The sequence below is a fragment of the Peribacillus simplex NBRC 15720 = DSM 1321 genome, from assembly GCF_002243645.1.
GTDB classification, from domain to species: domain Bacteria; phylum Bacillota; class Bacilli; order Bacillales; family DSM-1321; genus Peribacillus; species Peribacillus simplex.
Genome location: NZ_CP017704.1, coordinates 365,521 through 380,373, shown reverse-complemented (window position 1 = coordinate 380,373; position 14,853 = coordinate 365,521). Strand labels below are relative to the sequence as shown.

General features: G+C 39.1%; 10 protein-coding genes. All 10 read left to right on the top strand.

Going from position 1 to position 14,853, the window contains the following annotated elements; all coding sequences use genetic code 11:
* The first annotated feature begins 321 nt into the window (after positions 1–321).
* Positions 322–2,391, top strand: coding sequence for a bifunctional aldolase/short-chain dehydrogenase (locus BS1321_RS01730; RefSeq protein WP_063233371.1), 2,070 nt, complete (start codon positions 322–324; stop codon positions 2,389–2,391).
* A 341-nt stretch (positions 2,392–2,732) separates the two neighbouring features.
* A complete protein-coding gene (gene rhaA / locus BS1321_RS01725) occupies positions 2,733–3,986 on the top strand; it encodes an L-rhamnose isomerase (RefSeq protein ID WP_063233372.1) in 1,254 nt (417 codons plus the stop codon).
* A gap of 977 nt (positions 3,987–4,963) precedes the next feature.
* Positions 4,964–6,001 (top strand): autoinducer 2 ABC transporter substrate-binding protein, encoded by a 1,038-nt coding sequence (locus BS1321_RS01715; RefSeq protein WP_063233374.1) that lies wholly within the window; start codon positions 4,964–4,966, stop codon positions 5,999–6,001.
* Entirely contained in the window at positions 5,991–7,862 is a 1,872-nt protein-coding gene (locus BS1321_RS01710) for a cache domain-containing sensor histidine kinase (protein ID WP_063233375.1), read from the top strand. The genes BS1321_RS01715 and BS1321_RS01710 overlap by 11 nt, the downstream gene beginning before the upstream one ends.
* Positions 7,828–9,441, top strand: a complete 1,614-nt coding sequence (locus BS1321_RS01705) for a response regulator (RefSeq protein ID WP_063233376.1) — start codon at positions 7,828–7,830, stop codon at positions 9,439–9,441. Before BS1321_RS01710 ends, BS1321_RS01705 begins: the two co-directional genes overlap by 35 nt.
* 169 nt (positions 9,442–9,610) lie before the next feature.
* Positions 9,611–10,300, top strand: coding sequence for a ribulose-phosphate 3-epimerase (gene rpe / locus BS1321_RS01700; RefSeq protein WP_063233377.1), 690 nt, complete (start codon positions 9,611–9,613; stop codon positions 10,298–10,300).
* Positions 10,297–11,265 (top strand): ribokinase, encoded by a 969-nt coding sequence (gene rbsK / locus BS1321_RS01695; RefSeq protein ID WP_063233378.1) that lies wholly within the window; start codon positions 10,297–10,299, stop codon positions 11,263–11,265. Before rpe ends, rbsK begins: the two co-directional genes overlap by 4 nt.
* A 23-nt stretch (positions 11,266–11,288) precedes the next feature.
* A complete protein-coding gene (locus BS1321_RS01690; RefSeq protein WP_063233379.1) occupies positions 11,289–12,836 on the top strand; it encodes a sugar ABC transporter ATP-binding protein in 1,548 nt (515 codons plus the stop codon).
* Positions 12,833–13,816, top strand: coding sequence for an ABC transporter permease (locus BS1321_RS01685; protein ID WP_063233380.1), 984 nt, complete (start codon positions 12,833–12,835; stop codon positions 13,814–13,816). Before BS1321_RS01690 ends, BS1321_RS01685 begins: the two co-directional genes overlap by 4 nt.
* A gap of 8 nt (positions 13,817–13,824) precedes the next feature.
* Entirely contained in the window at positions 13,825–14,799 is a 975-nt protein-coding gene (locus BS1321_RS01680) for an ABC transporter permease (protein WP_063233381.1), read from the top strand.
* Positions 14,800–14,853 lie beyond the last annotated feature (54 nt).

Here is a 14,853-nt window from a genome sequence, read left to right as displayed (position 1 = left end):
GCGAAGTCTTTGGGAAGTTTTGCATCGGTCAGTCTTCTACTAAGATGGAAAGGAAGACATGGTCTTTTCAATCATGGTCATTTGTTGTGCTTACGTTTATTTTACAAATTTCATCTAAGTAAAATCGTGATTTTTAAGATGATTTTACCTTGCAGAATGAGTTTGATTGTCGAAAATGGAGTATATATCCTTGGTCTTTCATGCTCAACCAATTTCCTTGTTTTCGAAAAATTGGTAAGAATTAAAAAACTTCTTCAAAAGAAAACAAATGTGTTATACAATAAAACAAACATAAATAAAAATAAACGGGGGTAAAACAAAGTGGTTAAAAATTTATGGAATGATAAAGAAGCGTCAATAGTAACATCTGGAGTAGAAGAACTGGTATATCGGTCTAATTTAATCGGTACAGATCGAGCTGTCTGCAACTGGGGCGGTGGCAATACATCCATGAAAACAATGGAAAAGGATTTTCGTGGCCGGGAAATTGAAGTCATGTGGGTAAAAGGAAGCGGTTCCGACCTTGCGACAATGAAAGCGGGCAATTTCACAGGTTTGAATCTAGCCGATATTTACCCTTTAATCGAGCGTGATGAAATGGCTGATGCAGATATGGTTGAATATTTGTCACACTGCATGATCGACAGTAAGCATCCACGTATGTCGATTGAAACTTTACTTCATGCCTTCCTCCCCTTTAAACATGTTGACCATACACATCCTGATGCAATTATTAGTCTTTGCTGTGCAGACAATGGAAAAGAAGTCGCCAATGAAATTTTCGGTGATCGTTTTGTCTGGGTACCATATGAGCGCCCTGGTTTCACATTGTCTAAAATGATCTCAGAAGGTGTTAAAAATAACCCGCAAGTCGAGCTTGTTTTAATGGAAAAACACGGGTTGGTTACTTGGGGTGAAACATCGAAAGAAGCCTATGAAAAAACAATTTCGATCATTACGGAAGCAGAAGAGTTTATTAACAGCCGCCAGCTTGAAGAAGATGCATTTGGTGGACAGGCATATGACTCTTTATCTGAAGAAGAGCGCAAAAAGGTACTTGCTTCGGTTATGCCGGTTATCCGCGGTGCTGTTGGCGAGGAGAAAAAAATGCTTTTAACTTTTGACGATGCTGATGATGTATTGCAATTTTTGAACAGCAAAAATGCGGCAACCTTATCACAAGTAGGTGCCGCTTGCCCGGATCACCTAGTACATACAAAAATGAAGCCGCTTTACATTAACTGGAATCCTCAAAATGAACGGACAGAATCCTTGGTGGAAAAAGTTAAAACGGGTATTCAACAATATAAGGAAGAATATGAGCAATATTTCGAGCGCAATAAAAACGAAGGCGATGTGATGTTTGAGGCGGCACCCCGAGTTATTTTGATTCCAGGTGTCGGAATGGTCAACACAGGCAGAAACGTAACCATGGCAAACGTGAGCGGAGCACTTTATCATCGTGCAATTGCGGTTATGAAAGGGGCAACAGCACTTGGCGAGTTCGTATCTCTCAGTGAAAATGAGTCATATAACGTTGAATACTGGCCACTCGAACTTTATAAATTGTCTCTATCCCCGGCGGAAGCGGAGTTCTCACGCAAAGTAGCCTTCATTACCGGCGGTGCGGGGGGGATTGGAAGCGCAACAGCACGGCGTTTAGTTTCTGAAGGTGCCCATGTAGTTCTAGCTGATTTAAATATTGAAGGTGCAGAAAAAGTTGCGGATGAAATCAATAAAGAATACGGGGAAAGACGCGCGGCAGCTTATAAAATGGATGTCACCAATGAAGAACAGGTACAGACTGCCTTTGAGAAATCAGCTCTTACATTTGGCGGAATTGATATTATCGTCAACAATGCTGGTCTTGCCACATCCAGCCCGTTTGATGAAACGACCTTAAAAGAATGGAACCTAAACATGAATGTACTGGGGACAGGCTATTTCCTTGTAGCGCGTGAAGCTTTTAAGCAAATGAAACGACAGGGTACAGGAGGAAATATGGTATTTGTCGGATCGAAAAACTCTGTTTACGCTGGCAAAAATGCTTCTGCTTACAGTTCAGTCAAAGCACTTGAAACACATCTAGCACGTTGTATTGCAGTGGAGGGCGGGGATTTCGGGATTCGTGTTAACTCTGTTTTGCCAGACGCCGTATTACAGGGATCTTCCATTTGGGGATCGGGTTGGCGTCAAGAGCGTGCCGCTGCATACGGAATAGAGCCAGAACAGCTTGAAGATCACTACAAAAAACGCACGACATTGCTGGTGAATATATTCCCGGAGGACATTGCTGATTCCATAGCGTTTTTCGCTTCATCAAAAGCAGAAAAAACAACGGGTTGCATGGTCACTGTAGACGGCGGTGTACCTGGAGCTTTTAATCGCTGAATTGGTTGTGCCTGTTTTCCATCAAGCTTAAAGGATATTGTTGCTTTAAGTGGATAGGTTGTCAAAGGCGAATTCAAATCCAAAAATGTAGAAAATTAACGCCTGCGTAGGGATTTATAGTGAAAGACGGAATCCGTACCTATCGATCGTTTGTTTGTAAAAAGAAATCTGAAACTTGCACCAGGATTGAATCATTAGTGGAAGAAAAGGGTGTTGTTCGATCTGATGGTAAAAGATTAAGTTTGTCCTACACATCGTGATAAATGAAGAATATATGATTAGGAAAAGGTAGTAGGAATCGTGGAGTGATCAATTCAATCCGTTAAAAAGGATGGGACGATATGACAATTAAAGAACAGTACGAAGCAGCGAAACAAGCGTATGCGAATTGGGGAATTGATGTTGATGAGGCACTCGAAACACTGAAAAAAGTGCCCATTTCGATTCATTGCTGGCAGGGTGATGATATTGGTGGATTTGAAGTGAACAAAAGTGAATTATCGGGCGGTATTGATGTAACGGGAAATTATCCAGGAAAAGCCACTACGCCGGAAGAGCTACGTATGGATCTTGAAAAAGCACTATCTCTTATTCCGGGGAAACATCGGGTCAATTTGCATGCCATTTATGCGGAAACAAATGGAGAAGCAGTCGAACGCGATCAGCTTGAGCCCAAGCACTTCGAAAACTGGTTGAATTGGGCTAAAGAAAACGGTCTTGGTTTGGATTTTAACCCGACACTATTTTCCCATGAAAAAGCAGCAGACGGCTTGACACTTTCTCATCCAGATGAAGAAATACGTGAATTCTGGATTGATCATTGCATTGCCAGCCGAAAAATCGGAGAGTACTTTGGCCGTGAACTAGGCAGGCCCTGCTTAACAAATATATGGATTCCAGACGGCTACAAAGATATTCCAAGCGACCGTTTGACACCGAGAAAGAGATTAAAAGAATCCCTTGATCGAATTTTTACAGCAGAAGTGGATGAAACATGTAATTGGGATGCAGTGGAAAGTAAAGTATTCGGTATCGGCTCCGAGTCATATGTCGTAGGATCGCATGAATTCTACCTTGGCTACGCACTGAAAAATAACAAGATTTGCTTAGTTGATACAGGTCATTATCATCCGACTGAAACTGTATCGAACAAGATTTCTTCGATGCTATTATACAGTGATAAACTAGCACTTCATGTTTCGCGCCCGGTTCGATGGGACAGTGACCACGTCGTAATTTTAGACGATGAGCTTCGTGAAGTTGCACTTGAAATTGTTCGCAATGATGCATTAAACCAGGTGATCATTGGTCTTGATTTCTTTGATGCCAGCATTAACCGTGTTGCTGCCTGGACGATCGGTACGCGTAATATGATTAAAGCCCTCTTATATGCCTTACTTGTACCGAACGATCATTTGAAAGAGCTGCAAGAAAAAGGGGATTTTACAGAGCGCCTGGCATTAATGGAGGAATTTAAAACCTATCCATTTGGTGCAATTTGGGATTATTACTGTGAGCAAATGAATGTGCCGGTGAAGGAAAGATGGCTGATGCAAGTAAAAGATTATGAACGTGATGTGTTAGCAAAACGTTAAATTAACGGGTTATCCTGAATCGGCAAACCGATGTGCGACTAATCCCGCTGAATTAATATGGGGTCTATCGATTCGTCCCGAGTGGATGGTCTGGAATTTCCAAAGTATGACTGAGAGATGGGGAAAAAGAAAAAAGATTTTTGTTTTAAAATAGAAAATTAATATAGTTAAAAGGAAAACCTTTATGAAAGGTAATTTCTTTATAAGATATACCTATAACGATCTATTACAGAGGTCTCTCTATGGGTATATTTTATTTTTTTTGATTGCACGTTAATGAATAGACTTGAAAGCTAGTCAATTTGTATTAGAAAAGTAAAATGCGGAATGAGGAAGAGTCGTTATGGTAACCTTTTCTAAATAGGGAGGATCTGGATTGAAGACATCAATCTACAGTTTAAAATAATAAAAGCACTAGAAAAAAGGATAAAGAAAATGTAATTACGTAGACTGCTTTCTAATTTTCCAATACAAGTAAAATTGAAACACTATGAGCAAGTGAAACTATATGAAAATATTATTTGAATTTTAAAAATGTTTGTAAAATTTGAATTGACAAACCTTTCAAAAACAGTAAAAATCAATAATAAAAAGAAAAATATGATGGGGCTCAAATGTACAATAGAAGTATTTTTTATAAATATAGAAGAGAAAGAGAAAGGGCCTCCACTCTTGATGCTAAAATACGATTTTTCCAGTTTCCATTCCATTTTCGTGTAAGTTAGTTAGCGGATCATAACAGAGAAGGTCATGGCTGGATAATAAATTATAGGGAAACCTGAAAGTATATAAAGGTTTTCCTATTTTAGTAAAGAATTTGCGCTCCCGGTAATTTCTATTATTTATGAAATCGCTTTCTTTGATAAAAAGCAGTAGTGAACTTACCCGCATGAGAAAAGCATTTCTCAAGTCATTCCTTATTACTGTATCTATGATACGAGCTAATGTTTAGAATTAAAGAAAGCAGGTAGCTAATCATGTTATGGAAGCCCATCTTTTTTATTTTGTTTTTATTTATACTAAGCGGCTGTAATCATTCTTCAGAATACGAGGTTATTTACAATGATGAAGAAAGTATCGACGTCACTACAAAACCTGTAGAGAATAAAAAAGATCCGTATACGATAGCTGTTATACCTAAAATTGACGGAATTCCTTATTTTAACGCGGTAGAAGAGGGGGCGTTGGAGGCGGGAAAAGACTTAGGTGTTAAGGTCTTATATACAGGCCCACCTACCCCCAGCTCTGAAAAGCAGGAAGAGATTATAACAAAATTAATTGAAAAAAAAGTGGACGTAATTGCGGTATCTGCAAATGATCCATATAAATTAGGTAGGGTGCTGCAAAAAGCAAAGAGTAAAGGAATCAAGGTGATCACCTGGGATTCTGATACTAATGCATCATACAGAAGCTTTTTTGTGAACATGATAGATCCTGAGATAATCGGCAGGCATGTAATGGATACTCTCGCATTGGAAATGGAAGAAAAAGGGGAGTTTGCGATTATGACGGGATCCCCTACCGCTGCCAATCTTAATACATGGATTGATTGGATTCAAATACAACAAAAAGAATATTATCCAAATATGAAACTAGTTGAAGTGGAATATACAAACGAAGATATTCATAAAGCGTATAAGGTAACACAAAATTTATTTAAAAAATACCCGGGCCTAAAAGGAATAATTGGTATTTCAACTGTTAACCCTCCTGCTGCGGCTCAAGCTGTGAAAGATGCAGGGAAAATCGGGCAGGTTGCCGTAGTAGGTACATCAACTCCTAATTTAATGAATGAGTATTTACAGGAAGGGGCTGCCCAGACCATTACGTTATGGAGTCCACAAAAATTGGGTTACTTGACTGTTAGTCTAGCAAAAAACTTATTGAATGATGAATTTCCTTATGAGGGACAGAACATTAAGAACATAGGTACGATTAAATTCAACGGTGAAATGGTCATTATGGGAGAGCCCATCGATTTTACAAAGGGAAATGTGAACCAGTATGATTTTTAAAGGGAAAAAGCGGATCCAGATTAAAAACTTGCGTTTAACGACAAAATTAGTTACAACCTATACATTATTAACGGTTCTACCTATGGCCTTCCTTGGGTTCATTGCATACTGGCAATACACAAAATCGATAGAAGAAGAAGTAGGTGAATATATTCCCCGTCTTGTCAAACAAGTAAATGGCAATATTGAAATTGAAATTCAAAAACTAGAGACCTTACCAGATTTAATTTATAATTCCGGTGATGTTATGACTATTTTAAGAGACAGCCAATCAAAAAAAAAATCGGTTTTGCTACACGAGGAATATATCATGAAGAGTTATTTGACAAGGACCTATTTAAATAACAATTCATCTCATATTTTGGGGGCGTTTCTTGTTTCCAAGAATCGTATATTTGCAAGTACAAGTCTGCATTATGACAGCTTTGGGTTTGAAGATGGTTCCTTGCCATATGCAGATGACCTTGGATTGTTAGGCGGGATGCAGTTGCTCCTTCCTAATCAGACAAATTTAACGTTTGAAGGGAATCCATCCTATTTTATGCTGGTCAAACCAATTACTGATTTCGATAATAGAAAAAATCTAGGAACGCTCTATATAGCCATCGATGTAGCCTTTTTTGAGCAATCACTTCAGGATTTGCAGAAGGAAAAGAATGTTACGATGTGGATCATGAATAAGCAGGGGAAGATAATTTATCATAAGGATCATTCAAAAATTGGTACAGTGGAAAAAGGGATACATGATTACCCATTACTGAATGGTAGTTTTCGTACAGAAATCGATGGAAAACGGAATTTAATCAGTATAAGTGAATCAAATGAGCTGCCATGGGTACTCGTTCATAGCATGCCAATCAAAAACATGACGGAAAAAACGGATGTTATCAGAAGTGTGACAATTTTCTTTTTTATCCTTTTCACACTCATTACTACATTGATCTCTATCTTTTTTGCCTGGACTGTTACACGTCCACTAAACGAATTAGGAGATATCATGAAGCGGGTGGAAAAAGGTGATTTATTAGTAGATATACCCATACATTCCAAGGATGAAGTCGGGATGCTCGCGAACAGTTTTCGATCAATGCTTGCAGAGATAAGAGAGCTGATTCAAAAAAACTACCACATTGAACTGCGCAAAAAAACAGCTGAATTATACGCCCTTCAATCTCAAATAAATCCTCACTTTATGTATAATACGCTGGAAACCATAGGCATGGCTGTGGAAGAAGGAGAGAGCGAGGAAGTCGTGAAGATGGTGACTCTGCTTGGCAGAATGATGCGCTTTTCAATCAGTAATAAAGAAAGCTTGGTTCCTATAAACAGTGAAGTTCAGCACATAGAAGATTATTTAAACATCCAACAATTCCGTTTTGAAGATCGTTTGCTTTTTATGATAGAAAAAGGGACAGATACGGTTAATTATTATATACCCAAGTTTGTTTTACAGCCAATCGTTGAAAATTCCATTAAATATGGACTGGAAAAAAGAAAGGAAATAGACATTCAAATACATATTTCTGAAGAGGAAACTCAGACAGGTGAGGAAGATCTTTTGCTGATAGTCAGCGATAACGGACCAGGGATAACAGAAAATAAATTAATTGAATTAAATGAAAAGTTACGTTTGGATCCAATGATGAAACGAGACTCTGGCTTTGGGATTATCAATGTAAATGCAAGAATTGGCATGATGTTCGGAGAACAATATAACCTTCAAATTAATAGCGAATACGGAAAGGGAACGACTGTGGTTATACGACTTCCCAAAATAAATGCCCAACAAGTAAGCATGTACGTTCAAGGAGAGGAGAAGAACAGAGATGATACAAAGGGTCAAGACGGTCATTGTAGATGATGAACCAAGGATAAGAAGAGGAATTGAAAGACTAGTACAATCTTGTGGGGATGAGTGGCAGGTTGTAGGTGTATACTCCGATGGCCAAGAGGCCTACGATGCAATTATCAATCATGTAGAAGCAGTTGATGTATTAATAACAGATGTACAAATGCCAGTCATGGACGGGTTAACGTTAATTCAACAGTTGAAAAAAACTAAACCAACGCTATTTCCATTCATTATAAGCGGATATGATGATTTTCTCTATGTACAGACTGCTCTAAGGGAAGGTGCTGTTGATTATATATTGAAACCGATTGATCGAGAAAAGTTTAAACTGCAATTGAAGAATGTGCAGGAAAAAGTAATTGAGGCTCGAAAGGAAAGGGAGAAGATAGGAGAAATAGAAGAAAGAGCCTTGATATTAACCCATGAAAAACAGCTTCAATTGCTGATGGAAATAACGTGGAAAGATGCATTGGACTTATCATTACTAGAATGGACACGCCAATTTCCAGAAGGAACCTATTCCCTGATCCATATTGGAATCGATCAAACATCTGCCAAAACCCAAAGTTTTTCACCAGAAGATTGGGGGAGATGGAATGATGTTATAAAAAAGCTGATAAAAGATTTACTAGATGATCATTCAACGCATTGGATGTGGAAAGATAGCCTACATGCCAGTTGGTTATTGATTAAGGATACTACCCCTACAGCTTTGGAGCAATTGTGTATAACATTAAAAACAACTGTCCAACGGCAAACCCCTTTTACAGTTTCTATTGCCCTGGGGAATGAGTTTAATGACCTTACCCTTTTAATAAATATTAAAGATGAATTACGATCCACCTTGCAATATCGAATGATACAAGGAGGCAATAAAATTTTCAGAACTGAAATGCTTAAACATGTATCCTATAATAAAGTGATCGAAGTGCCGCCAACCATCTATAAATGGGCAGAAGAGACAGTGGAGGCGATGGAGTATGGGGAAGAAGCTGCCATTCGTTCTCTCATGCAATTTTTTAACGAATTGAAAGATGTCACGTCCCCTTTCGTAATACAAGAATCGGTTCGTTATTTGTCTATTAGAATTATTAATAGATGGATTAAAAGTGATGGTTTTAAAGAGCTTCCTCTATTACTTGAGGAAGCATTTAGCATCGCTGAGGATTCTTCTCATTTTAATCATTTAAAAAAGGAGACGGAGCGCTGGGTCATGAATATGTTAAAAAAGCAAGCAGCATTTCAAAATGACCAAACAGATCCCATACGCCAGGCAAAAGGATGGATTCTAAAACATATAGGCGATAACATCACAATAAAAAAAATCGCCAATCATGTCCATTTAAATTCAACCTATTTTTGTGAGTATTTTAAAAATCAGACAGGTGAAACCGTGCTTGATTATGTTACCAATGAACGGTTAAAAGTGGCGAAGGAATTATTAAGTCATACAGATTTAAAGATTTACGATATTGCTTCAAAAGTAGGCTATCAAGATACCAAATATTTTAGTCGGCTATTTAAGCAATGGACAGGAAAACTGCCGTCTCAATATCGAGATACTCATGAGTTTTTTGTGAAAAAGTAGAAGCTTCCATTCTGGGGCTTTTTTTTATGCCTACATTAAATGTCCCGAAGAAAATCCCCCCTATCCGAACTTTATCACCTACCAGCTTATGCCAATTCCCTTTATAGTGAAAGTATCAACGAAGAAAGCGCTTTCTTAATAAAAGACGAAATGGAACGGGAGTGTTTATATGACCTTAATTGGACCCTCACTTATGTGTGCAGATATGGGGAATTTACAAGAATCAGTAATGAGATTAGACCGTGCAGGTGTTGATTTCTTTCATCTAGATATAATGGATGGATCGTTTGTTCCTAATTTTACAATGGGCCCGGATCTAATTAAACGCATTAGGCAATTCTCGGATAAACCATTTGATGTTCACTTAATGGTTGAAAGACCGGAAGACCATTTAGATCTTTTCATTCAGTCGGGGGCAGATATGATTTCCATTCATGCAGAGGCAACTGCCCATTTACAGAGATCATTACAAAAACTGAAGAATGATGGGATTAAGGCAGGGGTAGCCTTAAATCCATCAACCCCCATCACAGAGCTTGAACATGTATTGGATGTAGTCGATTATGTAACGGTGATGACGGTGAATCCTGGTTTTGCCGGGCAGTCTTTTGTACCGCTTATGTATAAGAAAATAAAAAAGATAAAAGAATTAATTCAATCGGAAGGCTACCAAATTGATATTCAGGTAGATGGAAATATTGGGTTCGAAACCATTCCGGGTGTATTGCAAAATGGAGCCGACATGTTGGTTTGCGGTACGTCCTGTTTATTTAATAAAGATGTATTACTGGAAGATGCCGTTGGCCAACTCCGGGCATTCTTAGAGCAAATGAAAATGAAAAACGAGGGTTGTGCATGAAAGGGATTGTAGTGGTTGGGAGTATTAATATGGATATTGTCGCAGTCACTAATCAGTATCCAGCCCATGGGGAAACGCTCTTCGGGGAAAATATGAAACTATTAAGTGGTGGAAAAGGCGCAAATCAAGCAACGACGTGCGCTAAACTTGGAAAACCAGTAAAGCTGATCGGTGCGGTTGGCGAGGACGCATTCGGGCATGAAATAGAACGTTCTCTTCTTCAAAATAACGTGAACATATCCTCCCTGAAACATGTTGCAGAACATCCAACCGGTTGCGCAGTCATTACAGTAGATGCTACAGCAGAAAACACCATGCTTGTCATTAAAGGCGCCAATGACGATTTGAAAAGAAGTGATATTGACCATTGTTTTTCTACCATCAGTGATGACTATGCTGTTTTACTTGTACAGATGGAAATTCCTGATGAGGCTGTTCTGCAAGCCATGAAAAGGGCTAAAGAAAAAAATATGTTTATTATCCTGGACCCTGCTCCTGCAGAAGGGGTAACGACTGAAGCACTGACGTATGCCAATTTGATTACGCCGAATTGGCAGGAAACAAAAGTGTTGACTGGGATCGACGTCAACTCGAAGGAAAGTGCATGCAAAGCGGGTGTTTTCTTTAAGAATCATTTTGGCGTGGACAGCATTATTAAGTTGGGCCACAAAGGAGCATTGGTGTATCAAAACGGTGAAACATCCTTTATCGAGCCCATTGCTGTAAAAGCTGTAGATACAGTGGGGGCAGGAGACTCATTCGCAGGCGCCCTTGCCTGTGCCATTGCAGATGGGGAGACGATCGAATCTGCAGCCGAATTTGCTTCAATTGTAGCGGCGATGAAGGTAACGAAAATGGGGGCCCAAGATGGTGTGCCCACGCTAGCAGAAGTGGAACATTTTTGTGAAACCAATAACTTTAATTACTATGGAAAAAAACAAAAGCTGAATCAAATTTATGACTGATTAAGGTTGGAAAGGAGAGAAACATGTCTGATTTCTTATTGCAAATGACGAATGTCAGTAAAACCTTCCCTGGTGTAAAAGCACTGAATAGCGTTCAGCTTGAAGTGAAAAAAGGAGAAGTTCATGCGTTAATAGGTGAGAATGGTGCCGGGAAATCAACGCTCATTAAAATATTAGCTGGCATTTATCGACCGGACCCAGGCGCCAAGTTTTACTTTGAAGGAAAAGAAGCCGAAATTCAAAAACCGATTGATGCTACGCTAAAAGGTATTTCAATCATTTATCAAGATTTAAGTTTATTTTCAAACCTATCTGTAGCAGAAAATATCTATATTGGCCGGGATAGTGACAAAAAACCATGGAAAAAGATTAGATGGAAGGAGATGGAGGACACAGCAAAACGGGCACTTAAAGAACTAGAATTTGAGATTGATGTTCATACACCCGTTGAAAAATTAAGCATCGCTCAACAGCAGCTGATTGAAATCGCCAGAGCCCTCGCTTTTGATTCCAAGTTGATTGTAATGGACGAACCGACTTCATCCCTATCCGCCGGGGAAGTTGAAAAGCTTTATAAAGTTATACAAAAATTAAAGGATCGCGGAATTTCCATAATCTTTGTCAGCCACAAGTTAAAAGAGTTATTTACTGTTTCCGATCGATTTACAATATTGCGCGATGGGAATTATGTAGGCACTTACGAAACTGAAGAACTTGATGAAGATAAATTAATCACACTAATGGTGGGACGTCAGATTTTATATAAAAAGAATATGGTAAAAGGAAAAACGGGAAAAACTCTTTTGGAACTGAATGGTTTATCAAAAGAAGGTAACTTTAAAGATATTTCCTTTGAATTGAAAGCTGGAGAAGTCCTTGGGATTACAGGACTTGTCGGATCTGGAAGAACAGAGCTTGCACAGGCGATATTCGGGGTCAACAGGCCCTACGATGGAAGTATGAAAATAAATGGGGTTTCTACTAAAATCAAGTCTTCTGAACATGCTGTAAAACAAGGGATTGCATATATTCCAGAAAGCAGAAAAACGCAAGGACTCATCCTTCGCCAGTCCATAATCAATAATATTTCATTACCTGTTTTGAAACAATTGAGAAATAAATTCAAATTAATTAAGCGAAAGGAAGAAGTTAAGCTGGCTGATCACTATATGAAAACGCTAGATGTTAGACCTGCTTTGCCTAAAAGAGCAGCTGGTGACCTGTCAGGCGGAAATCAGCAGAAAGTCGTGATCGGCAAGTGGCTTTCTACCAAACCACAAATCCTAATTATTGACGAACCGACGAATGGGATTGACATTGGGGCGAAGTCAGAAATTCATAAGTTAATGAGGGAACTGGCTGCTGAAGGAATGGGCATTATTGTGATTTCTTCAGAGCTTCCAGAAGTACTTGCTGTCAGTGATCGAATTTTGGTCATGAGACATGGAAGAATAGCCGGAGAACTTGGTATAGAAGAAGCGACACAGGAAAATATCATGAATTATGCTCTGCTTGGTTCCCAATCGCCTTCCAAAAAAGGGCTTCCGCTAAAAGAGGAGGTACGTGCATGAACGCCGTTTTGAAGTCGAAGGAAATCAGCATCGCTATGATTGTATTGCTTCTATGTATTACATTGACATTCTTAAGCCCGTATTTTTTAACTGTAGACAATTTGCTGGATGTACTAAAAGGGAATGCTGTCCTTGGAATTCTGGCGGTGGGTATGACACTTGTCATCATCACTGGCGGGATTGACGTATCGGTCGCCGCTGTTACAAGCGCTGTCTGTGTCATCGTTGGGAAGGTAATGATGCTCATGCCAGACCATCCCATCTCTATCCTATTACTCTTTTTGATTGGGCCATTTCTTGGGGTTTGTTTAGGTGCACTGAATGGACTGCTTGTTGCAAAGGTTCAAATTCCAGCTATTGTCGTGACACTTGGAATGATGAGTATCATTAATGGGCTCGTGTTGTACATTACGAATGGACAGTATTTGAACAGCAGCAGTTTTCCACCCGTATTCATCAAGTTTGCTAGTTTTGAGGTGTTTGGTGTATCTATCATCATTCTTATTTTTATCGCCGTTGCCCTGTTTACTTGGTATATTTTGAAATACACATTAATCGGTCGCGAAGTATTGGCGATTGGCGGTAATAAAGATTCAGCCATTCGGGTTGGGATAAATTTTGACAAAGTTCAAATCTTTGTCTTCTCCTATATGGGCTTTCTCGCAGGAATAGCAGCCATAGCTCAAACAGCTTATACAAAGGCTGTGGATCCAAATGGAATGCTTGGTCTTGAGCTGATGGTCATAGCAGCCGTTGTTTTGGGCGGTGCGAACATCATGGGGGGGCGCGGTACCATTTTGGGAACGGTTTTGGGAGTTCTTCTGCTAGGCATTGTACAAAATGGTCTTATCTTGGCAAAAATTGATACCTTTTGGCAAAAAGTATTCACTGGATTGATTATATTACTGGCGGTGTCATACGACCACATTCAATATAAGCGCTCAAAAGATAAGTTAGCAAAAATTGAAGTGGAAGCGTAGGTGAAAAAATGAAACGGCTTTCAATATCAAAAGAAAATACTTTAGGTGTAATTACAGCAGGCTTGTTTGTGTTAATGAGTTTTTCGATACCTGGATTCTTTTCTTCAAATAATTTAACCAATATGATGTTCCAGCTTCCGGAGTTTGGTTTAATCGCTTTAGCTATGATGGTGGTGATTGTAACTGGAGGGATTGACCTTTCGATTACGTATACGGCTGCCTTGTCTGGCGTGACGATCGCACTTATGGCAAGCAGCGGATACCCAATGCTCGCCGCAATCTTAATCGGTGTTTTAGTCGGACTGAGCTGCGGATTGATTAACGGCGTACTCATCTCAAAAATCGGTGTTTCGCCAATACTGGTGACCCTCGGAACGATGGTCCTTTTTGAAGGTGTGATCCTAAGCATTACGAAAGGAAATTCGATTTCAGGATTCAGTGAGGGTTATAGCTTAATTGGAAACGGTTACTATATGGGGATCGTTCCTCTTTCTATCATTATTTTTGTACTATTTGCCATATTAACAGCTATATTGCTGTCAAAAACCAAATGGGGCAGAAGCGTTTATATGGTGGGAAGCAATCCGATCGCCACATTATTTTCAGGGGTAAATAATAGTACGGTATTAATGAGGGTTTACTTATATGCAGCACTTCTTGCCACAATTGCTTCTATTATTATGACATCCCGTTATAATACAGCAAAAGTGGATCTGGGATCTTCTTATTTATTACAAAGTGTAGCGGCAGCCGTGCTTGGCGGAACGGAAATTCAAGGTGGATATGGCAAAGTTATCGGCACAGTTTACGCAGTGATCATTTTCCAAATGTTATCAAGCGGATTGAACTTAATGGGTGTACCACGTTCGATCGTGACTGTAATGATGGGGGTTATTTTAATCACGGTATTGGTCATAAACTTCGTGAAAACGAAATTAGATGAAAAAAGTCAAAAGAATTTACCTTCAAACTCTGTAGCGTAATATACAGGACCATGTAATCTTTGAAAATACTTTAGAAAAAATAAGAAAAATTCA